General features: G+C 72.3%; 22 protein-coding genes. 9 read left to right on the top strand and 13 right to left on the bottom strand.

Annotated elements, in window-relative coordinates; genetic code table 11:
- Positions 1–16 precede the first annotated feature (16 nt).
- The 4 genes from RH861_RS05250 to RH861_RS05235 are packed head-to-tail and all read right to left on the bottom strand — an operon-like array spanning position 17 to position 5,380.
- Positions 17–1,357, bottom strand: a complete 1,341-nt coding sequence (locus RH861_RS05250) for an ABC transporter substrate-binding protein (protein WP_067946429.1) — start codon at positions 1,355–1,357, stop codon at positions 17–19.
- Between the two features lie 50 nt (positions 1,358–1,407).
- Positions 1,408–2,310, bottom strand: coding sequence for a carbohydrate ABC transporter permease (locus RH861_RS05245; protein ID WP_197466952.1), 903 nt, complete (start codon positions 2,308–2,310; stop codon positions 1,408–1,410).
- Between the two features lie 32 nt (positions 2,311–2,342).
- Positions 2,343–3,293 carry a carbohydrate ABC transporter permease gene (locus RH861_RS05240; protein ID WP_310520081.1) on the bottom strand — a complete coding sequence of 317 codons (951 nt, stop codon included), beginning with the start codon at positions 3,291–3,293 and terminating at the stop codon, positions 2,343–2,345.
- Entirely contained in the window at positions 3,290–5,380 is a 2,091-nt protein-coding gene (locus RH861_RS05235; protein ID WP_310520080.1) for a beta-galactosidase, read from the bottom strand. The genes RH861_RS05240 and RH861_RS05235 overlap by 4 nt, the downstream gene beginning before the upstream one ends.
- A 121-nt stretch (positions 5,381–5,501) precedes the next feature.
- Here RH861_RS05235 and RH861_RS05230 point away from each other — a divergent pair, with 121 nt between their 5' ends.
- Positions 5,502–6,524 carry a LacI family DNA-binding transcriptional regulator gene (locus RH861_RS05230; protein WP_310520079.1) on the top strand — a complete coding sequence of 341 codons (1,023 nt, stop codon included), beginning with the start codon at positions 5,502–5,504 and terminating at the stop codon, positions 6,522–6,524.
- 138 nt (positions 6,525–6,662) lie between these two features.
- Here the strand turns inward: RH861_RS05230 and RH861_RS05225 are convergent, their stop codons facing one another.
- The gene (locus tag RH861_RS05225; protein WP_310520078.1) at positions 6,663–7,499 is read right to left on the bottom strand and encodes a helix-turn-helix domain-containing protein; all 837 of its coding nucleotides are present in this window, start codon (positions 7,497–7,499) and stop codon (positions 6,663–6,665) included.
- Positions 7,500–7,589: 90 nt separating this feature from the next.
- On the opposite strand from RH861_RS05225, the gene RH861_RS05220 reads away from it, so the two are divergent.
- Positions 7,590–8,531, top strand: a complete 942-nt coding sequence (locus RH861_RS05220) for a phytanoyl-CoA dioxygenase family protein (RefSeq protein WP_310520077.1) — start codon at positions 7,590–7,592, stop codon at positions 8,529–8,531.
- A gap of 6 nt (positions 8,532–8,537) precedes the next feature.
- Here RH861_RS05220 and RH861_RS05215 read toward each other — a convergent pair whose 3' ends face one another.
- The gene (locus RH861_RS05215; protein WP_248597764.1) at positions 8,538–9,182 is read right to left on the bottom strand and encodes an SDR family oxidoreductase; all 645 of its coding nucleotides are present in this window, start codon (positions 9,180–9,182) and stop codon (positions 8,538–8,540) included.
- 261 nt (positions 9,183–9,443) lie between these two features.
- Between RH861_RS05215 and RH861_RS05210 the strand changes: the two genes are divergently transcribed.
- The gene (locus tag RH861_RS05210) at positions 9,444–9,905 is read left to right on the top strand and encodes an NUDIX hydrolase (RefSeq protein WP_310520076.1); all 462 of its coding nucleotides are present in this window, start codon (positions 9,444–9,446) and stop codon (positions 9,903–9,905) included.
- A 37-nt stretch (positions 9,906–9,942) separates the two neighbouring features.
- Here RH861_RS05210 and RH861_RS05205 read toward each other — a convergent pair whose 3' ends face one another.
- The 4 genes from RH861_RS05205 to RH861_RS05190 form a co-directional block, all read right to left on the bottom strand.
- Complete coding sequence (locus RH861_RS05205) at positions 9,943–10,758, bottom strand: nitroreductase family protein (RefSeq protein WP_310520075.1); 816 nt, start codon at positions 10,756–10,758, stop codon at positions 9,943–9,945.
- 5 nt (positions 10,759–10,763) lie between these two features.
- The gene (locus RH861_RS05200) at positions 10,764–11,150 is read right to left on the bottom strand and encodes a hypothetical protein (protein ID WP_310520074.1); all 387 of its coding nucleotides are present in this window, start codon (positions 11,148–11,150) and stop codon (positions 10,764–10,766) included.
- Complete coding sequence (locus tag RH861_RS05195; RefSeq protein ID WP_310520073.1) at positions 11,147–12,367, bottom strand: AI-2E family transporter; 1,221 nt, start codon at positions 12,365–12,367, stop codon at positions 11,147–11,149. Before RH861_RS05195 ends, RH861_RS05200 begins: the two co-directional genes overlap by 4 nt.
- Before the next feature lie 90 nt (positions 12,368–12,457).
- Complete coding sequence (locus RH861_RS05190; RefSeq protein ID WP_067946417.1) at positions 12,458–13,039, bottom strand: helix-turn-helix domain-containing protein; 582 nt, start codon at positions 13,037–13,039, stop codon at positions 12,458–12,460.
- 115 nt (positions 13,040–13,154) lie between these two features.
- Between RH861_RS05190 and speB the strand changes: the two genes are divergently transcribed.
- From speB to RH861_RS05165, 5 genes are all read left to right on the top strand, one after another.
- Positions 13,155–14,126, top strand: a complete 972-nt coding sequence (gene speB, locus RH861_RS05185) for an agmatinase (RefSeq protein ID WP_310520072.1) — start codon at positions 13,155–13,157, stop codon at positions 14,124–14,126.
- A gap of 57 nt (positions 14,127–14,183) precedes the next feature.
- A complete protein-coding gene (locus tag RH861_RS05180; protein WP_310520071.1) occupies positions 14,184–14,615 on the top strand; it encodes a YybH family protein in 432 nt (143 codons plus the stop codon).
- Between the two features lie 29 nt (positions 14,616–14,644).
- On the top strand, positions 14,645–16,024 hold the full coding sequence (locus RH861_RS05175) for a purine-cytosine permease family protein (protein WP_310520070.1): 1,380 nt from the start codon (positions 14,645–14,647) through the stop codon (positions 16,022–16,024).
- An 11-nt stretch (positions 16,025–16,035) separates the two neighbouring features.
- The gene (locus RH861_RS05170; RefSeq protein ID WP_310520069.1) at positions 16,036–16,683 is read left to right on the top strand and encodes a cyclase family protein; all 648 of its coding nucleotides are present in this window, start codon (positions 16,036–16,038) and stop codon (positions 16,681–16,683) included.
- A 92-nt stretch (positions 16,684–16,775) separates the two neighbouring features.
- Positions 16,776–17,843 carry a PHP domain-containing protein gene (locus RH861_RS05165; protein ID WP_310520068.1) on the top strand — a complete coding sequence of 356 codons (1,068 nt, stop codon included), beginning with the start codon at positions 16,776–16,778 and terminating at the stop codon, positions 17,841–17,843.
- A gap of 34 nt (positions 17,844–17,877) precedes the next feature.
- Here RH861_RS05165 and RH861_RS05160 read toward each other — a convergent pair whose 3' ends face one another.
- Genes RH861_RS05160 through RH861_RS05150 form a run of 3 tightly spaced genes read right to left on the bottom strand, consistent with a single transcriptional unit; the run spans position 17,878 to position 19,909 of the window.
- Complete coding sequence (locus tag RH861_RS05160) at positions 17,878–18,723, bottom strand: alpha/beta fold hydrolase (RefSeq protein WP_310520067.1); 846 nt, start codon at positions 18,721–18,723, stop codon at positions 17,878–17,880.
- A 22-nt stretch (positions 18,724–18,745) separates the two neighbouring features.
- Positions 18,746–18,940, bottom strand: coding sequence for a hypothetical protein (locus RH861_RS05155; protein WP_310520066.1), 195 nt, complete (start codon positions 18,938–18,940; stop codon positions 18,746–18,748).
- A gap of 27 nt (positions 18,941–18,967) precedes the next feature.
- Positions 18,968–19,909: a cytochrome b/b6 domain-containing protein gene (locus RH861_RS05150; RefSeq protein WP_374760948.1), complete on the bottom strand. Its 942-nt coding sequence runs from the start codon at positions 19,907–19,909 to the stop codon at positions 18,968–18,970.
- A gap of 153 nt (positions 19,910–20,062) precedes the next feature.
- On the opposite strand from RH861_RS05150, the gene RH861_RS05145 reads away from it, so the two are divergent.
- On the top strand, positions 20,063–20,794 hold the full coding sequence (locus RH861_RS05145) for an EI24 domain-containing protein (RefSeq protein ID WP_310520064.1): 732 nt from the start codon (positions 20,063–20,065) through the stop codon (positions 20,792–20,794).
- Positions 20,795–21,081: the final 287 nt, after the last annotated feature.

The raw sequence follows: 21,081 nt of genomic DNA, 5'->3' as shown, positions 1-21,081 counted from the left end.
TGCACTCGGGCGGGCGTTACTCCGCGACCGGGATGGACTGGGCCTCGAGCGCCTTGATGGTCGACTCCTGGCCCTTCTCGAGGGCCTCCATCAGGGTGCTGCTGCCGGATGCGGCGGCCTTGAACCCGTCGGAGACGTCAGCGTAGGTCTGCGTCATCGTCGGACCCCAGACGAAGTCCGGGCTGACCTGCGCCGCCGCCTCGGCGAACACGTCGTAGATGGGCTGGCCGCCGTAGAACTCGACGCCCTCCTTCAGCACGGGCAGGTCGAGCCCCGCCTCGGTGGCGGGGTAGATCTGCGCGGTCTCGTTGAGCGAGGTGAGCGCCTCCTCCGAGGTGTTCAGCCACAGCGCGAACTTCGCCGCCTCGTAGAGGTGGTCGGTGCCGTTGAAGACGGCGATCGACGAGCCGCCCCAGTTGCCGGCGACCGCGTCGCCCTCGTTCCACTGCGGCGCGAGCGCGACCGACCAGTTGCCCGCCGTGTCCGGCGCGCCCGACAGGATCGAGTTGGCGCCCCAGACGGCCGAGTTCCAGGTCCAGACCTCGCCCGAGTTGTAGGCGTTGTTCCACTCGTCGGTCCAGGCCGGGTAGGTCGAGACGAGGTCGTTCTCGATGAGGTCCTGCCAGTACTCGGCGACCGTCATCGACTCGTCGCTCGTGAGCTCGACCGTCCACGCGTCACCGTCGTTGGCGAACCACTGGCCGCCCGCCTGCCAGACGAAGCCGGCGAACTGGTTGATGTCGGTCTGCGAGAAGTTGGTGATGTAGCCGCCCTGCTCGCGGATCGTCACGGCCGCCTCGCGGTACTCCTCCCACGTGGTCGGCACCTCGATGCCGGCCTGCTCGAAGAGGTCGCTGCGGTAGAACAGGGCCATGGGGCCCTGGTCCTGCGGGATGCCGTAGACCTCGTCCTCGGTGCCGAGGGTGACCTGGCCCCAGGTCCAGTCGAGGAACTGGTCCTCGGCGGCGAGCACGTCCTCGCAGGCGCCGAGGTTCACGAGGCCGTCCTGCACGCGGAAGTTCGGCAGCGCGTCGTACTCGATCTGGCCGAGGTCGGGGGCGTTGCCCGCCTCGAGCTGGTTGAAGAAGTTCTGGTAGGTGCCGGCGTTGCCCGAGGGGCCGGTCTGCACCTCGACCTGGATGTCGGGGTTCTCCTCGTTCCAGATCGCGACGGCGTCCTCGATGCCGGGGATCCAGCTGGTGAAGGTGAGCGTGACGTCCTCGCCCGCGGGCTCGCAGGATGCCGCGGCGTCGCCGCCGCCGCCCCCGGAGCTCGCGCCGCCCGCGGCGCACCCGGTCAGGGCGAGCGCGGCGGAGGTGAGCAGGGCTGCGGTGACCGCTCGTTTCGTGTGACGCATGGTTTCCTCTTCTCGGTGTGGGGTTGGTGCCCGGATGCCCCGGGCGGGCTCTACTTCAGGGCTCCGGTGCCGAGGCCCGTGCGCCAGTAGCGCTGAAGCAGCAGGAAGGTGATGATCAGGGGGATGATCGACAGCAGCGATCCGACGAGCACGTACGTGCGCAGTTCGGGGAACTGGTTGACCGTGGAGTTCCAGGCGTAGAGGCCGTAGGTGACGGGGAACAGCTCCTCGCTGCGCAGCATGATGAGCGGCAGGAAGAAGTTGTTCCAGATGGTCACGAACTGGAACAGGAACACCGTGATGAGCGCCGGGAACATGAGGCGGATCGAGACGGTGAAGAACGTGCGGATCTCCCCCGCGCCATCCAGCCGGCTCGCTTCGAGCAGTTCGTCGGGCACGGATGCCTCGGCGAACACGCGCGACAGGTACACGCCGAACGGGCTCACGACGCTCGGGAGGAACACCGCCCAGAACGTGTCGGTGAGCTGCACGCGGCTGAACAGCAGGAACAGCGGGAGGGCGAGCGCGGTGGCGGGCACGAGGACGCCGCCGAGCACGATGTTGAAGATCGTCTCGCGCCCGGGGAAGCGGTACTTCGCCAGGGCGTAGCCGCACATCGCCGCGAGGATCGTCGCGACGACGGCGCCGAGGCCCGCGTACAGGAGGCTGTTGAGGATCCACTTGAGGTAGACCCCGTCGCGGTGGGCGAGGAGGGCGCCGATGTTCTCGAACAGCCGGAAGTCGGCGAACCAGAGCGGGTTGGTGCTGAACAGGTCGCCGCGGCTCTTCGTCGAGGCGACGAGCAGCCACCAGATCGGCACGAGGAAGTACAGCGTGAACACGGCCATGACGAGCATGGCGCCGGTGCGCGAGAGGATGCTCTCCCGGGGGCCGCGACCGACCGACGGCATGTCGCCGTGGCGGTCGACGCCGCGCGGGTTGACCGCCGGCATGGCCGAGGTCGCGTCGGGGCCGATCGCGGTGCTCATGCGTCCGCTCCCTTCCGTCGGGTGAGTCGCAGGAACGTGAACGAGAGGATGAACGTGGCGAGCGCGAGCACGACCGAGAAGGCCGCGGCGAGCGAGACGTTCGGGATCGAGCTGGTCGCGTAGATCGTCATGTTCGGCGTGTACGTGCTCGTCACGGCCGAGCTGAACGACCGGAACGTCTGCGGCTCGGCGAGCAGCTGGAGCGTGCCGATGATCGACAGCACGGCCGTGAGCACGAGCGCGGGACGGACGAGCGGGATCTTGATCGACCAGGCGATGCGCGCCTGGCCCGCGCCGTCGATCCGCGCCGCCTCGTAGATCTCCTGCGGGATGGCGAGCAGCGTCGAGTAGATGATGAGCATGTTGTAGCCGACGAACACCCAGGTGACGACGTTCGCGATGGCCCACAGCACGAAGTCGGCCGAGAGCAGGTTGACCTGGCTCGTGAGCGCCTGGAACGGCGACAGGTTCGGCGAGTACAGGAAGCCCCACATGATGGCCGCGATGACGCCGGGGACGGCGTACGGCGCGAAGAACGCGAGCCGGAAGAACTTCTTGCCGCGGATGAGCGGCGAGTCGAGCAGGAGCGCGAACAGCAGCGCGAGGGCGAGCATGACGGGCACCTGCACGATGCCGAAGAGCAGCACGCGGCCGACAGACGTCCAGAACGCCTCGTTCTGGAAGACCAGCTCGTACTGGCGGAGCCCGCCGAAGACCTCGGTCGCGGCGCCGTACGTGCCCTCGCGCTCGACGACGAGCAGCGACTGCCAGACGGCCACGCCGATGGGGATGAGGTAGAACAGCACGAACATCGCCGCGAACGGCCCGACGAAGGCGACGATCGCCCACGGGTGCTGCACGCGCCGTCGGCGCGTCGGCGTCCGGCGGCCGCGTCCCTCCTCGGCGGACAGTCGCGCCGCGGTCGCTGGGGTGGCGGATGCGGTCATTCCGCGTCCTCCTCTCTGATCACCCGGACCGCGCCGGCGGGCACCGCGAAGGGCCCGTCCGCGACGGTTCCGGTCACGAGTTCGGTGCCGCGCACGTCGACCTCGACGGCGTCGGCGCCGTGGTTCACGACGAAGGTGTACGCCCGACCTTCGGCGGTGCGCCGCGTGATCTCGACGTCGGCGCCGGCGGCGGGGGCGGATGCCGCGCCGGCACCTTCCACGACCCGGCCGACGAGGTCGAGCAGGTCGTCGCGCTCGAGCAGCGTGGCGAGGTACCACGCGTCGCCCGCGCCGGCGCTGCCGGCGCGGCGGGTCACGGCGGGGCGGCCGGCAGCGGGGCCGTCGGCGAAGCGGTCGAGCACCGCGGCATCCGTCGCCTCGACCCGCTCGGCCCACAGCGAGGCGGCCGCGCCGGACTCGAGGACGAGCGGCGTGCCGGGGAGCACGGGCGTGAACTCCTCGACGCGGATGCCGAGCAGGTCGCGCCAGGCGCCGGGGTACCCGCCGGGCCGCACCCGGTCGTGCTCGTCGACGATGCCGCTGTAGAACGTGACGAGCACGTGGGTGCCGGATGCCACGGCCGCGTCGAGCGCGGCGGCGTCCTCGTCGCCGACGAGGTAGAGGCCCGGGACGACGACGAGGCGGTACCCGCTGAGGTCGGCGCCGGGGCGGACCACGTCGACGCTCACGCCGAGGTCGTGCAGCGCACCGTACAGCGCGTGCACCTGGTCGAGGTACTCGATGGCGTGGGTCGGCCGGGTCTCGGCGTCGGAGGCCCACCACGACTCCCACGAGAACAGGAGCGCGACGTCGGCCTGCACGCGCGTGCCCGCGACCTCGTCGAGCGCGCCCACGATGCGGCCGAGCTCGACGACCTCGCGCCAGAGGGCGGAGTCGGTGCCAGCGTGCGGCACCAGCGCGGAGTGGAACTTCTCGGAACCCTGCAGCGAGGCCCTCCACTGGAAGAAGCAGACGCCGTCGGCACCGCGCGCGACGTGGGCGAGCGAGTTCCGCAGCAGCTGGCCGGGTTCCTTCGCGAGGTTCACGGGCTGCCAGTTGACCGATCCGGTGGAGTGCTCCATGAGCAGCCAGGGCTCGCCGCCCGCGAGGCCGCGGGTGAGGTCGGCGGCGAACGCGAGTTCGGTGCGCGGCTCGCCGAGGCGGTGGTCGAGGTAGTGGTCGTTCGCGATGACGTCCATGTCAGGTGCCCACGACCAGTAGTCGAGGTTCCGGATGTGCGCGGTGACCATGAAGTTCGTCGTGATGGGCAGGTCGCTGCGGCGACGGATGACGGCGGCCTCGGCCCGGTAGTGGTCGAGCAGTTGCTCGGACGAGAACCGGTGGAAGTCGAGCACCTGCCCCGGGTTGCGGCTGGAGAGGGTGAGCTTGGGGGTGAGGATCTCGTCCCAGTCGGCGTACCGCTGGCTCCAGAAGCTCGTGCCCCAGGCGCGGTTCAGCTCGGCGATCGTGCCGTACCGCGCGCGGAGCCAGCGCCGGAAGGCGCGCGTGCTCTCGTCGCAGTGGCAGAGCGCGTTGTGGCAGCCGAGCTCGTTCGACACGTGCCACAGGGCGACCGCGGGGTGCCGGCCGTAGCGCTCGGCGACCCCGTCGACGAGCTCCAGTGCCGCACGGCGGAACACGGGCGAGCTCGGGCACCAGGCCTGGCGGCCGCCGGGGAACCGCGTGGTGCCGTCCTCGACGACGGGCAGGATCTCGGGGTGCCGCGTGGTGAGCCACGGGGGCGGCGAGGAGGTGCCGGTGCCGAGGTTGATGCGGATGCCGGCCTCGTGGAGGAGGTCGACGACCTCGTCGAGCGCGGAGAAGTCGAAGGCGCCGTCCGGGCCCTGCAGCGCGGCCCAGCCGAAGATGTTGATGGCGACCAGGTCGACGCCGGCCTCGCGCATGAGCGCGACGTCCTCGCGCCAGACGGCCGGGTCCCACTGCTCGGGGTTGTAGTCGCAACCGAAGGCGATGCCCTGGTGCTGGAAGCGGGGGCGGGCGGCGGCGGGTGCAGGCTCGGCCTGCTGCGGCGGGATCGGCGCCAGCGTCGTCGCGTGGTGGTCCACGGTGCTCCCGGTGATCGTCATTGAACCTGTGAACGTGCACAGTTTCGCGTGAGCGTGTGGGCCTCGCGATTTCTGTGAACGTACACAGAATGGCACCGCGCGGCATCCGTGTCAACACCCCGCCGCCGCTACAGTGAGTCGCATGACGACGAAGCGGGCCCGCGCGAAGCGCGCCACGGTGCACGACGTGGCCCTCGAGGCCGGCGTCTCCCGCGGCACCGTGAGCCGCTACGTCAACGGCGAGCGCTACGTCTCCGCCGCTGCGCGCGAAGCCATCGAGGCGGCCATCGCCAAGGTCGGCTACGTGCCGAACACCGCGGCGCGCAACCTCGTGATGCAGCGCACGCAGGCCGTCGGCTTCATCGTCCACGAGCCGCACTCGCTCTTCGTCGAGGACCCCAACATCGGCGAGATCCTGCTCGGCGCGAACGCGCGACTGTCCGAGGCCGACCACCAGATGGCCGTGCTCATCGTCGACACCGAACGCGACACCGAGCGCGTCGCGCGCTACCTCTCGGGCGGCCTCGTCGACGGCGTCGTCATCGTCTCCGCGCGCGCCGACGACCCGATCACGCGCGTCGTCGAGCGCCTGCAGCTGCCCGCGGCGTACGTCGGCCATCCGCCGGGCGCCGCCAGCACGGCGTCATTCGTCGTGATCGACAACCGCGGCGCGGCGAGCGCGATCACCGAGCGACTGGCCGCCACCGGCCGCTCGCGCATCGGCATGATCGCCGCCGCCCTCGACCGCGACTCGGGCGCCGACCGGCTGAGCGGCTTCCGCGCCGCCCTCGGCGACCGGTTCGACGACACCCTCGTCGAACCCGTGCCGCTCTACTCGTACTCCGCCGGGCGCGACGGCATGCGTCGCCTGCTCGAGCGCGCGCCCGACCTCGACGGGGTGTTCGCGGCATCCGACGCGGTGGCCGCGGGCGCGATCGAGGCGCTCAAGGAGGCGGGCCGCCGGGTGCCCGAGGACGTCGGAGTCGTGGGGTTCGACGACAGCGCCTGGGCCCGTCGTACGACGCCGCCGCTCTCGACCGTTCGGCAGCCCGCGGCGGGCCTCGGGGCGGGCGCGGCCGAACTCGTGCTCGACCGCCTCCGCGGCGAGGACACGCCGACCGAGCGCCGCCTCGACTGCGAGATCGTCTGGCGCGACTCCGCTTGACCGGCCGTTCCGCTCTTCCTCCGTTTCTCAGGAGACACGCCCGGCCGGATCGCACGATCCCGGAACCGACGCACGGATCGGGGCGGCGTTCCGCGATCCTCCGCCGGCGCTCCTGAGAAAAGCATCATGGGGAGGCGGTCAGGGGCGCAGGCGGCGGCGGTACGCCGCGGGCGCCTCGCCGCAGCGCTCGCGGAAGCGGGCGTAGAACTGGCTCTGCGACCGGAACCCGGCGGCGTGGCCCACGTCGGGCACCGCGAGGTCGGTCGTGAGCAGCAGGTGCTGGGCCCGAGCCACGCGGCACTGCGCGAGGTACTCGCCGATCGTGATCCCGAGCGCTCGGCGGAACACGGTCATGGCGTGCTGCGGCGCGAGGTGCACCTGGCGTGCCACGTCGTCGACGCGCACCTCCTCGTCGGCGTGCTCCGAGATCCACGCGGCCATCGCGGCGGCGTCCGGACGCAGCCCTCCACCGGCTGAGACCGCCGACTCGCCCGCTCCCGGCTCGGATGCGGCGAGCGCGGCCCGACGCACGAACCCCTCGATCTCAGCGGATGCCGCACGCCGGGCCTCGCCCCCGGCCGCGAGTTCCGCGGCCCACACGCCGACCCGGCCCTCGAGGTCGAGCCCCGGCCCGGCGGGGACCAGGGCGAATCCGCCCGCGAGCAGCCGCGGGACCATCCCGCCGGGCAGCCGCCAGCCCAGCGCCGTCCCGAGCGGGACGGTGAGCCACGAGACAAGGCCGCGCGACGCGTCGGTCAGGAGCTGGTGCGGGCGCGCCGCCCAGAACAGCGCGAGCGTGCGTGGCGGGATGTGCACGGCGCGCCCGTCGACGAGGTAGTCGAGGCTGCCCGGCGAGAGGTTGAGCTCGAGATCGTCGTGCCGGTGCGCGACCGTCATGGCCGCCGTCGCGCCCTGCCAGCAGGAGAGCCCGAACGACCTCGCTCCGTGTGCGCTTGCGTCGACGTCGTCGCTCATGATCCCGGAATCCTCGCACATTCGGCAGGAAGACCTGCTCGATCCTGCGACCTACCGTGAGATGCGAACCCGCCGACAGGAAGGACCGACATGACCATCGCCGAGCCCGCCGCCCGCGCCGCGGCATCCGCTGCCGACCACCACCTGACGCCCGAGCAGGTGCGCTTCTTCGACGAGCACGGCTACCTCGTGCTGCGCGGGCGCATCCCCGCCGCGACGCTCGCGCGCCTGCAGGACGCCGCCGACGCCTGGATCGCCGACGGCCGCGCGCTCGACGAGGGGGACCCCGCGGCATCCGACTACCAGTGGGCCACGCGCGGCGGCGAGCGCCGCATGTTCCGCGTCGATTACCTGCACGCCAAGGGCCAGTCGGCGTCGCTCGAGCTGCTCGGCAGCCCTGCCGTGCTCGGCATCGCCGAGAGCCTCGCCGGGCCGGACTTCGTGCCGACGTACGAGTCGCTCGTGTTCAAGGACGAGGGCGACGGTGCCGCGATCGACTGGCATCAGGACGCCGTGCACCCGCGCACGCACCGCATCTTCAACATCGACGTGTACCTCGACGCGTCGCGCGCGGGCGAGGGCGCGCTGCGGGTGGCGCCCGGCTCGCACCTCGCGCCCGTCGACGTGTGCCAGCTCCAGGAGGAGTACGGATGGGATGCGCCCGGCGTGATCCAGGTCGAGCTCGAGCCCGGCGACGTGCTCGTGCATGACGTGATGGTCGTGCACGGCTCCGAGGCGGTGACGGGCAACCGGCTCCGCCGCACGATCTACTACGAGTTCCGCGCGGCCGAGCAGATCCTCGCCGAGGGACCGTGGGACGCCGAGTGGATCGACCGGCGGCTGCGCCTGCTGCCCGTCGCGCTGCGCGAGCACGCCCGCGCCAACCCGGATGCCGCGCCGTTCGCGTGGAACCTCGACCCGGCGCTTCGCCCGGAGACCACGGGCGACGACGCGGCCGAGCTGCGCATCGCGCACCTCGTGCACTCCCCCGGCTCGTACTGCAGCGCGGGCAGCGTGCCGTTCACCGAGTGAGCGCGGTCAGCCCCGCAGCGCCTCGGCGATGGGCGTGTCGCCGTTGTTGAAGCGGATGGTGCGCCCGATCGTCGCCGGCTCGTCGAGCGTCGCGACCACGACGGCCGCGACATCCGCGCGGTCGACCTGCCCGCTCTCCTCGCCGGTCGTGTCGATGCGGCCCGTGCCGGGGCCGTCGGCGAGCGTCGACGGGCCGAGGATCGTGTAGTCGAGCCCGGTCGAGCGCAGGTGCTCGTCGGCGTCGGCCTTCGCGTCCGCGTAGTGGCGGAACGCGCTGTCGGCGGGCACGCGGTGGTCGACGCGGGAACCGAAGTACGACACCATCACGTAGCGGCGCACGCCCGCGCGCTCGGCGGCATCCATCGACCGCACCGCGGCGTCGTGGTCGACCGCCCGCGTGCGCTCGGGGTTGCCGCCGCCGGCGCCCGCCGACCACACGACCGCGTCGTGCCCGGCGATGAGCTCGGCGAGCGCGTCGACGTCGAGCGTCTCGACATCCGCCACCACCGGGTTCGCCCCGGTCGCCGCGACGTCCTCGGCGTGCTCGGGGTTGCGGATCACCGCGTCCACCTCGTCGCCCCGGCCGGCCAGCAGTCGCTCGACCTGCAGTGCGACCCGCCCGTGCCCTCCGATGACCAGCACCTTCGTCATCCGTCCGTCCCCCTCCGTCGGTTGCTTCGAGCGTAGTGACGGATGCCGCGGCGGCAACCTGCGGCGGCGAAATCGGGGCTGGCCCGGCGCGTGCCCGGCCCGGCAGAATGGGGCGCACACACGGGGAGGTGCGGATGGACATCGACATCGAGACGGTGCTCTGGCTGGCGATCGGGGGGATCGTGGCGGTCGGCGGGGTCCTCGCCGTCGCGGCGCTGTGGTCGTTCGTCAAGCCCAAGTGAGCCCGGCTCGATCGTGCCGGTGACGAGCGCGGGTATCCTGCTGTTCCGCCGGAGTCCCGCCCTCCAGGTGTTCGTCGCGCACATGGGCGGGCCGTTCTGGGCGAAGCGGCACGAGCAGGCCTGGTCGATCCCGAAGGGGCTCCTCGAGGGCGATGAGTCGCCGCGGGTCGCGGCCATGCGGGAGTTCGCCGAGGAGATCGGCGTGCCCGCGCCATCCGTCGACTACGTCGACCTCGGCACCGTGCGCGCGTCGTCGGGCAAGGTGCTGCGCGTGTTCGCGGCCGAGGCGCCGGACTTCGAGGTCGCCGAGCTGCGACCGGGCACGTTCGAGATGGAGTGGCCGCCGCGGTCGGGGCGCACGGCCGAGTTCCCCGAGGTCGACCAGGCGCGGTGGGCGGATGTCGCGGAGGCGCGCACGCTCCTCGTGAAGGGCCAGCTCGCCGCGCTCGACCGCCTCGAGGCGCACCTCGCCGCCGTCTGACCGCCGTCCTCCGCGGCTGGGCCGCCGGCCGTGCGCGCTACGACCCGGCGGGCCGGTGGAGCGGCTCGTCCCACCCGGTCTGCGCGGTGTCGCACGTCTCGCGGTACACCACCTGCGAGGGCAGCTTGCGCTCGTGGCTGACCCAGTCGATCGCGGGCCGTCGCTGCTCGACGGGCACGTAGCCGAGCCGGTACACGGCCATGAGCTCGAGCTCGTCGGGCACCTTCAGCAGCCGGACGATCTCCTCCCAGCGGCCCGGCACCTCCATGGGGAACGAGATGAACTGGATCCCCATCCCGAGCTCGACGGTCGTGAGCCAGACGTTCTCCATCGCGGCGCCCATGCTGAACACCGAGTAGAACGACGACAGCTGCCCCGGCCGGTACTCCGACCGGTCGAGCATGACGCCCATGAGCAGCGGCGACCCGGCGACGAGCTTGCGGTTCTCCTCGCCGAGGGTCTTCGGCACCCCGAACGTGTTCATGAGCTTCTGCCCGCGCTTGGTGAACACCTGCGAGGTGAACGGCCGCAGCGCCGAGGGCAGCTTGTCGAAGAGCATGCCCGAGCGCTTCTCGTCCATCTCGGCCTGGCTGAAGCGGAAGTACGGCTTGTAACGCTCGAAGAACGTGCCGTTCGACATCGCCTCGGTCATGCTCTCGCCGGAGATGCGCGCGATGGCCTCGATGGTCGAGCGGTCCTCGATGAGCACGAACCGCCACGGCTGGCTGTTCAGCTGCGACGGGGCCCGGCCGGCGGCCTCGATGAGGGTGCGCTGGTGCTCCTCCGAGACCGGCTCGGGCAGGAACGGGCCGTTGGTGGTCTTGCGGCGCCGGATGGCGTCGAGCAGCTCCATGCGGGCTACCTCCTGGATCGGATCGCGGCGGCGGCGACGAACGGCGCGGCCGTCAGGGCGATGAGCGGATGCCGCCGCGTGTGCGTCCCCGCGTACGGGATGACGGCGAGCGGCACGAGGGCGGGGGCGAGCGCGGCCGCGGCGGAGCCGACGGCCTCGCGGGGCCGGCCCCACCATGCCGAGGAGAAGGCGGCGAGCGCGAGCCCGAACGTGGCGATGTACAGGGCGTGGTGCACCCAGCGGAAGTTCCGGGTGTCGATGAGCCGCGCGGCGACCGAGGCGCCGAGGGCGCAGTTGGCCGTGTAGCTCGCCGCGGCGGCCGTGAACAGCGCCGGAGCGGCATCCGTCGGCGCGCGCGACGCCCCGCGGGTCGAGCGGATGCCGCGGCTCATGCGGTCGGCACCCCGCCGGCCGAGTCGGGGCGGGCGGGTTCGGCACGATCGGCCTCGATGACCCGCCGGGTCCGTCGTCGGAACGTGCGGCGCTCGTCGATCGTCGGGTCGTCGCGGTCCCACACCTTGACGATGGCCCAGCCGACCGCGGTGAGCGGCACTGCGAGGACGGCGCCGACGATGCCGCCGAGGATCGTGCCGGCCGTCAGCGCGATGAGGATGACGAGGGGGTGGAGCTTCAGCGACTGCGCCATGACGACCGGCTGCAGGAAGTTGCCCTCGATCTGGTTCACGCCGATGACGATCGCGATGACGATGAGGGCGACGATCGGCCCGTTGGCGACGAGGGCCACGAGCGCGGCGAGCGCCCCGGCGAGCGTGGCGCCGACGATGGGGATGAACGAGAGCAGGAACACGATCACGGCGAGCGGCAGCGCGAGCGGCACCTGCAGGATCGCGAGGCCGATCCCGATGAAGAACGCGTCGACGAAGGCGATGATCGCGGTGCCGCGCACGTAGCCGCCGAGCACGCGGACGCTCGTCCGGCCGACGCGCCGACCGCGCTCGAGCCGGCGGCCGCGGAACGGCCGGAGGAAGAACGCCCAGATGCGGTCGCCGTCCTTGAGGAAGAAGAACAGCACCACGATCATGAGCACGAGTCCGGTCAGGAACTCGGTGGCCTGGGTGACGCCGGCGAGTGCGCCCTGCCCGAACTCGGCGCTCGTGACGAAGTCGAGGATGCCGTCCCGCGCGTCGTCGAGCTGCTGCTGGTCGATGGGGATCGGCAGGTCGCGCACCCAGCCGAGCAGGTCGTCGAAGCCTTCGGTGGCCGACTCGACCAGTCGCGACCACTGTCCGCGCACCGCGAAGACGATGAGCGTCACGACGCCGCCGAGCACGACGATGCCGCCGAGGAGGGTGGTCCATGCGGCGAGCATCGGCGACCAGCCCTTGCGTCGCATGAGCGCGACGAGCGGGGCGGCCGCGGCGGCGAGGATGAGGGCGACGAGCACGGGGATCACGAGCAGGCGGATCTGCAGGAGCGCCCAGATCGAGACGGCGGCGAGCGCGCCGACGATCAGCACCTGCAGGCTCCGGATCGACCAGTGGCCGAGGCGGTCGTTCCAGATGGGACCGCCCGCACCGTCGCGCGTCTCGTGCCCGTCGTCCTCAGTCGCCGCCTGGACCGGCCGGCTCCGTCCCCTCGCGAAGATCATGGCTCGACCCTAGGGCGGGCACGGCCGGGCGCGCAGCCCCCTCGCGGTCCGCGTCCGATCCGCCTAGGGTGCGCGAGCGGATGCCGCCGGCTACGCCGATCCGCTCCACGGCGCGGGGACGAGCACCCACACGACCTCGGCGGGCGCGTCGTCGTCGGCGACCCAGGTGTGCGGTTCCCGACCGGGGAAGGTCAGCGCGTCGCCGGCCTCGAGTCGGACGGTGCGGTCGGCGAACCGCACCTCGACCGCGCCTGCGACGACGTGGAGGACCTCGACGTCGCAGTTGACGGTGTAGAGCTCGTGTCCGCCGTGGGCGCCGGGTTCGAGCGACGACCGCAGCAGCTGGACGCGTTCCTCGCCCCGGGGCGACATGAGGTGCTCCTCGACGTGCACGCCGCCGAGGTTGATGCGGGGCGCGTCGGCGCGCGTGATCTTCTGGATCTCAGGCTCGGCGAACAGCGCCCCGACCGGGAGCGAGAGCACCTGGCAGAGCTGGACGAGGGTAGCGACGCTCGGCGACGTCTCGTCGCGTTCGAGCCGGCTGAGGAAGCCCTTGCTGAGGCCGCTCGACTCGGCGACCTGCGAGAGCGTGAGTCCCTGGGCCATGCGCGTGCTGCGCAGCTTGGCGCCGATGGGCGGACCGCCGGTGGCGGACGGGTGGATGGGTCGCATCGGGGGCTCCTCTCGCGCGGGTGGGTCGCCGCGGCATCCGTCGGCCTTGACGCGCGGACGCGTCGAGGCGTACCGTGTGAGCAAGTTGTCTCAACAGTACTGGAAGTTTCTCAATATGCAACCCTCTTCGGAGTCCACCCCGATCGGGCCGGTCGACGCGAGCGTCGTGCCGCGCTTCGCGGGCATCGCCACCTTCGCACGCCTTCCTCGACTCGACCAGGTCGAGCGGGCGGATGTCGCGATCGTCGGCGTGCCGTTCGACTCCGGCGTGAGCTACCGGCCGGGTGCCCGGTTCGGCCCGGCACACGTGCGCGAGGCCTCCCGGCTGCTGCGCCCCTACAACCCCGCACAGGACGTGTTCCCCTTCGGCGCCCAGCAGGTCGCCGACGCCGGCGACATCGCCGTCAACCCGTTCGACATCGCCGAGGCCGTCCGCCAGGTCGAAGCCGGTGCCCGCGAGCTGCAGTCGAACGCCGGACGGCTCCTCGCGATCGGCGGCGACCACACCATCGCCCTGCCGCTGCTGCGCGCCGTGCACGCGCAGCACGGACCGGTCGCCGTGCTCCACTTCGACGCGCACCTCGACACGTGGGACACGTACTTCGGCGCCCCCACCACGCACGGCACGCCCTTCCGCCGCGCGAGCGAGGAGGGTCTCATCGACCTCACCGCGAGCATGCACGTCGGCATCCGCGGCCCGCTCTACGCCAAGAGCGACCTCGAGGACGACGAGCGCCTCGGGTTCTCGATCATCACGAGCGAGTACCTCGAGGAGCACGGCGTCGCGAGCGCCATCGAGCGCCTCCGCGCCCGCATCGGCGACGCGCCGCTGTACATCTCGATCGACATCGACGTGCTCGACCCCGCCCACGCGCCCGGCACCGGCACCCCCGAGGCCGGCGGGCTCACGAGCCGCGAGCTGCTCCGCATGCTCCGCGCGCTCGCGGACCGGAACATCGTCGGCGCCGACATCGTCGAGGTCGCCCCGGCCTACGACCACGCCCAGCTCACGGGCGTCGCGGCGAGCCACGTCGCGTACGAACTGCTGAGCGCCATGGCGCCCCGCTCGACTCCGGTGGTCGAGTAGGGCGAAGCCCGTATCGAGACCGCCCCACCCACGACCCCAGGCGAAGGAGCCCGCGACATGACCGAACCACGAACCCCGTCCGTCGAGGAGGTCGAGGCCGCGGCATCCGCCATCGTCGACGCGTTCGCCGCGACCGACGGGGCGCGCTACTTCGCCACGTTCGCACCCGACGCCACGTTCGTGTTCCACACCGAGCCCGCGCGGCTCGACGACCGCGCCGCCTACGAGCGGCTGTGGGACGAGTGGGTCGCGAGCGGCTGGCGCGTCGTGTCGTGCGAGTCGACGAAGCGGCACGTGCAGCCCCTGCCCGGCGGCGCCGTCTTCACCCATTCCGTCGCGACGACCGTCGAAACCGGCGACGGCCGCGAGTCGTACCGCGAGCGCGAGACCATCGTGTTCCGAACGGATGCCACGGGCGACCTCATCGCCGTGCACGAGCACCTCTCCCCCGACCCCGCCGACGCGGCATCCGCCGACGACGACGCCTGAACCCCACCCACCACCGAGGAGACACAGCAATGTCGCTCTACACCCGCCTCGAACAGCGCCTCGAGCGCAACTCGGATGACGCCGGCCCGGTGCGCGGCGAGTTCTCGCTCGTGCGCATCGGCCTCATCTGGCTCGCCGCGAACCTCGTCGTGACGACGCTGCTCACCGGCACGCTCTTCGTGCCGGGCATCGACTACGGCCTGGCGATCCTGCTCATCATCGTCGGCACGCTCGTCGGCGCGGTCGTGCTCGTCACCGTCGGCAACATCGGCACGCGCACCGGGCTGCCGACGATGGCGCTCACGCGCGGGCCGTTCGGCACTCGCGGCAGCCTCGTGCCGGTCGCGGCGAACGTCATCATCCTCATGGGCTGGAGCTGGGTGCAGGCGATGCTCGCCGGCATCGCGCTCGACTTCATCGTCGCCTCCATGACCGGGGTGTCGATGCCCGTGCTGTGGGCGGTCGTCTGCCAGACGATCGTCGTGATCCTCGCCATCTTCGGCCACGAGGGCATCGCGCGCATCGAGCCGTGGCTCGCCGCGATCATGCTCGCGATCATGGCGTTCATCTTCATCACCGCGTTCACGACGTTCACGCCCGCCGAGTTCCAGTCGATCCCGGTCGACGAGTCCATCGGGTACACGCCGATCCTCGTGCTCGACGTCGTCATCGCGACGGCGATCTCGTGGACCGTCCTGTCGGCCGACTTCAACCGGTTCGCCAAGACGAGCCGCGCGGGCATCATCGGCTCGGGCATCGGCTACAGCCTGTCGACCATCATCGCCATGTCGCTCGGCGCGACCGCGATCTCGTACGTCATCCTCTCGGGCGGCGAGGCGATCCCGTTCGACCCGGTGACCATCGTCGAGCCGTTCGGCTGGCCGCTCGCCGTGGTCATCTTCACCTCGGTCATGGCGACGAACACCATGGTCGTCTACGGCATGGTCACGACGGTCGTCAACGCGGTCCCCGGCACGCGCGTGAAGTTCCTGCCCGCTGCGCTGATCCTCGGCCTGATCTCGATCATCGGCGCGACTTTCTTCGGGCTGCTGGAGCAGTTCACGACCTTCCTCGTGACGATCGGCGCCCTGTTCGCGCCGGTCTTCGCGATCATGATCGCCGACTACTACATCGTCAAGCGCGGCGCCTACACGCCCGACATCCTGAACGCCAAGGGCGGGCGCTACTGGTACCTCGCGGGAGTCAACTGGTTCGCAGTCGCCGCGTGGGCGATCGGCGCAGTCGCGGTGTACCTCTGGACGTACGTGTGGCCGACGCCGATCGGCGCGACGATCCCGGGCTTCGTGCTCACGTTCGTGCTCTACCTGGCGCTGTCGCTGCGCGAGCGGTCGGCGCACCCGGCCGAACCGAGCCGCCACCTGGCACGCAGCGGCGCCCGCGACGCGTGACGACCGGCGCGATGCGCGACCTCAGCCACCCCATCGCCGACGGCATGATGGTGTACCCCGGCGACCCCGGGGTGCACCTCGCGCCGGCGCTCGAGCTCGAGCGCGACGGCGCCGAGGTGACCGCGCTCGAGCTCGGCTCCCACACGGGCACGCACGTCGACGCGCCCTCGCACACCGTCGCGGGCGGACGGACGATGGCCGATGTCGCGCTCGAGGAGCTCGTCGGCGAGGCGCTCGTCGTGCACCTCGACGGCGCGGTCGACGACGGCGAGACCTACGGGCTCGACCGGCTGGGCGACCTGCCCGAGCGGGTGCCGCCGATCGTGGTGATCGACACGGGGTGGTGGCGGTGGTTCGGCACCGAGCGCGCGCTGCGGCATCCGTCGCTCGCGCGCGATGCCGCGCAGGAGCTCGTCGACCGCGGCATGCGCGTACTCGCCGTCGACACGCTGAGCCCCGACCCGACGGATGCCGCGGGCACCACCTCGTTCCCCGTGCACGAGGTCGTCCTCGGCGGTGACGGGCTCATCGTCGAGAACCTCGCGAACCTCGGCGGCCTGCCGGCGCGCGTGCGGATCGGGTTCTTCCCGATGCGCCTCGGCGGCGACGGCGCGCCCGTCCGCGCGGTCGCGTTCGCCGGGCCCCCGCTGGTCGAGTAGGCGCGCCAGCGCCGTACCGAGACCTCGAGTCCCGAGGCGGTCTCGGTGCGGTGCCCCTCGACCACCGGGACCAGCCGGGGCAGACTGGGGCGATGGACCCGGTGCAGGCGCTCGAGGAGATCGCGACGCTGCTCGAGGTGCAGCTCGCGTCGCCGTTCAAGGCCAAGGCGTTCCGGCGCGCGGCCGGGGTGATCGGCCCCTGGTCCGAGGACGAGCTGCGGGCGCGCGCCGCCGACGGGCGCCTGAAGCGGACGCCGGGCATCGGCGACTCGAGCTTCGGCGTCATCGTCGACGCGCTCGACGGCCGCGTGCCGACGTACCTCGCCGACCTGCGCGAGAAGGCGGGCGCCCAGTCCGCCACGGGCCTGCGCGCGCAGCTGCGGGGCGACCTGCACGCCCACTCGGACTGGTCGGACGGCACGACCAGCATCGCCGCGATGGCCCGCGCCGCGGCATCCGCCGGGCTCGCCTACTTCGCCCTCACCGACCACTCGCCGAGCCTGCGCGTGGCGAACGGCCTCTCGCCCGAGCGGCTCGAGTCGCAGCTCGACATCCTCGCCGCCCTGAACGCCGGCCTCGGCGAGTCGGGCCGCGGCGAGGGCGACGAACCCGACCCGCGCTCGCGCGGCGACCTGGGCGTGCGGATCCTCACGGGCATCGAGGTCGACATCCTCGAGGACGGCACGCTCGACCAGCGCCCCGACCTGCTCGAGCGGCTCGACATCGTGGTCGCGAGCGTGCACTCGAAGCTGCGCGCCCCGCGCGACGAGATGACGAAGCGGATGCTGCGGGCCATCCGCGACCCGCACACGAACGTGCTCGGCCACTGCACCGGCCGCCTCGTGAAGGGGTCGCGCGGAACGCGCCCCCAGTCGGAGTTCGACCACGAGGCCGTCTTCGCGGCGTGCGCCGAGTACGACGTCGCCGTCGAGATCAACTCGCGCCCCGAACGCGAGGACCCGCCCGACGAGCTCATCGCGATGGCGCTCGACGCCGGATGCCGGTTCTCGATCGACAGCGACGGGCACGCGCCGGGGCACTTCGGCTTCCTCGCGCTCGGCGCCGCGCGCGCCGAGGCCGCGGGGATCCCGCCGGAGCGGATCATCACCACGTGGGATGCGGACCGGCTCGTGGAGTGGGCGGGCGCGAAGACGCGTTGACCGCGCGCCGGGCCGACCGCGCGGCCGCGCCGCGTCAGCCGGCGACCGCGGCGGACCGCTCGACGAGCCAGTCGAGCGCGTCCAGCACGACCGCGAGCACCGCGACGTGCCCCTCGTCGAGCCGCATCCAGAGCCGGGCGTCCGGCAGCGCGGCGAGCGCGCGGACGGCGTGGGCCCGCGGCACCACGCGGTCGCGTTCGCCGTGGACGAGGAGGGTCGGAACGCGCACGTCGCGGAGGTCGAACCCCCACGGGCGGGTGAAGGCGACGTCGTCGTCGACGAGTCCGCCCGGCCCGTCGGCCTCGGCGCGCTGCGCATCCTGCCCGAGCGACGCCCACTCCCCCTCGAGGGCGGCCCAGTCGGTGTCGACGAACTGGCCGGGGTCGAACTCGTCGTGCTCGGCGTGGCGCAGGCGCGCGTCGCGCGAGGTCGCCGCGGCCCGGAGGCCGGCGGGCGCGTGCATGCCCGCGAACCAGTCGTCGGCGGCGACGTACGGCGCGATCCCCGCCAGGGTCGCTGCGGCGGTGACCCGACCGGGCAGCAGCGCGGCGCACGCGATCGCGTGCGGTCCGCCGCCGGAGTAGCCGAGCACGGCGAACCGGTCGACGCCGAACGCATCGGCGATCGCGGCCACGTCTCCGGCGGCCGAGGCGACGTCGCGATCCGGCTGCGGCGTCGACGCCCCGTACCCGGGACGGGCGTAGGTGATGAGCCGGATGCCGCGACGGTCGGCCGCGGCGACGAGCGGCGGCACCGGCTCCCCCGTGTGCGGCGACCCGTGGTGCCACACCACCGTCGGGGCGTCGGGCGCGGTCGATCCCGCCTCGACGGCGCGGAGGGTGCGCCCGTCGGGTCGGGCGACGTCGACCGTGCTGATCATGCGAGTGCGGGTCGGGCCCCGGTCACCGCTCGACCTCGCGCCGGTCGCCGGAACGGCCGAGCCAGGACCGCAGCAGGAAGAACACCACGACCGCGACCACCGCCACGATCGCGAGCTTCACGATGAACCAGACGACGCTGAAGACGAGGTCGACGACGAACCAGGCGATGGCGACGGAGACGATGACGCCGAGGACGATCCAGAGGGTGCGGCTCATCAGGCGAGCCTAGCGAAGCCGGCCGAGTCAGCCCTGGACGCGTCCGGATGCGGCGGCGATCCGCTTGAGCAGCGGCGGCTTCGCGACGACCCAGGCGGCCACCATGACCACGACCGACAGCGCGAACACCCCGAAGCCCAGCCAGTCGTCGGTGTCGCGCGCGGTGTACATCTGGTTGAGCTTGCGCAGCGCGCCGGTCGTGAAGACGAGCACCACGTGCACGAACGTGAAGGCGAGGAAGAACAGCATGACCGGGTAGTGGACGGCACGCGCCATCCGCTCGCCCGCGGGGGCCGCGAGGCGCCCCTCGACCGGCCACACCGACGAGAGCCGCAGGCCCGTGAGGATCGCGAGCGGCGAGGCGATGAAGACGACGGTGAAGTAGGCCAGCTGCTGCAGCGAGTTGTACACGACCCACGAGTCCTCGACGGGCCAGTCGAGCGACGCGTACTGCAGCGCCGCCGAGAGCGCATTCGGGACGACCGCCCAGTCGGTGGGCACGATGCGCACCCACTGCCCCGTGGCGAACAGCAGCACGGCGTAGCTCACGCCGGTGAGCACCCAGAGCGCGTCGAGCCACAGGTGGAACCAGAGCCAGATGCCCAGGCGGCGCGGCGGCCGGGCAGTGCGGGGCCAGCGCGTGTTGTCCCGGGTCCAGAACCCGGGCGGGCGGCGCTTGGAACGCAGCTCGAGGCCGGTCTTCACGAGCAGCACGAGGAAGAAGGCATTGAGGAAGTGCTGCCAGCCGAGCCAGGCGGGGATGCCGACGGGAGCTCCCTCGGGCGGCGGCACGATGCCCGGGTACTCGGCGACGAACGCCTCGACCGCGGGCAGGCCGCGGAGCAGCCGCGCGACGACCACGGCGACGACGAGCACGACGAGGGCGATCGCGGCGCCCCACAGCAGCCGCTTCCGCTGCGCACGCCACCATTCGGCGGCACGTGAGGGCTTCGTCTGGGTCACGGTCATCTTCCGGGCGGGGTCCTTCTGCGGCGGGGTCCCGTCACCCTGCGGGCGGTAACGGATGCCTCCGACGATATCGCCGTCTGCTGTGAGCGCGTGACGGTCCCGCAACACCGCGTCGCACCGCCGGGCGCGCCCGGGCCCGCCTATGCTGGCCCGATGCTGAGGGATCTCGCCGACGGCGCTCGCACCCTGCTGCGCGGCTTCGGGTTCTGGCGGGTCGACCCCGGGGTGATGCTGCTCGGGCTCGTGCCGGCCGCGATCGTGTTCGCCGTGCTCGTGTGGGGTCTCGTCGCGCTCGGCATCGGGCTGCCGGGCCTCGTCGACTGGGCCACGCCGTTCGCCGACGGCTGGGACGAGTTCTGGCGCAACGCCTTCCGCGCGCTCGTCGCCGTGGTGGTCTTCGCCGCGGCCGCGGTGCTCGCGTTCGTGACGTTCACGGCGCTCACCCTCATCGTCGGGGACCCGTTCTACGAGCGGATCTGGAAGCGGGTCGAATCGCACGTCGGCGGCGACGTGCCCGCCGAGGGCCCGAGCTTCTGGAGCGGCGTGCGCGGCGGGCTCGTCCTCATGCTGCAGGGCCTGGTCTCCGCGGCGGCGGTCGCCGCGGTCGGCTTCCTCCCCGTCGTCGGCGGCGTGGCGGCCGCGGTGCTCGGCGCCGTGCTCACCGGCCGGATCCTCGCCCGCGAGCTCGCGGCGCGCGCGCTCGACTCGCGCGGGCTCACCTTCGCGGACCGCCGCGCCCTGTACCGGCGGCACCGCTGGCGCCTGCTCGGCTTCGGCGTCGCCACGCAGCTGTGCTTCCTGGTGCCGCTCGGTGCCGTCGCGACCATGCCGGCCGCGGTCGCGGGCGCGACGATGCTGGCTCGGCGGATGCTCGCCGAGCCCTGATCCGCGGCGCTCGACGGAAAATCTCGGTCGGGGTGCATCCGATCGGGCGGTCCGGTCGGAAGTAGGTGGTGACGGGGTCCCGGTCCTGTCGGGGGATCGGACCGGGAACCCCGTCCACGGCGTCGCCCTGATGGGGCTGCGCGGGGGTGAGCGAGACCGCGGATGCCGCGGGCCGAGACGAGCGGCCCGCGGCATCCGCTCGTCGGTCCCCCCTTGCTTGACAGCCGGTGCGACTCCGCGGCAGGCTCCGAACGAGCCATCCGTCGAGGACCACGTCTGCAGGGGGC

The organism is Agromyces indicus, assembly GCF_031432295.1.
In the GTDB taxonomy this organism is placed as follows: Bacteria; Actinomycetota; Actinomycetes; order Actinomycetales; family Microbacteriaceae; genus Agromyces; species Agromyces indicus.
The sequence above is the reverse complement of the archived record's forward strand: the minus strand, read 5'-3'. Positions and strand labels throughout refer to the sequence as shown.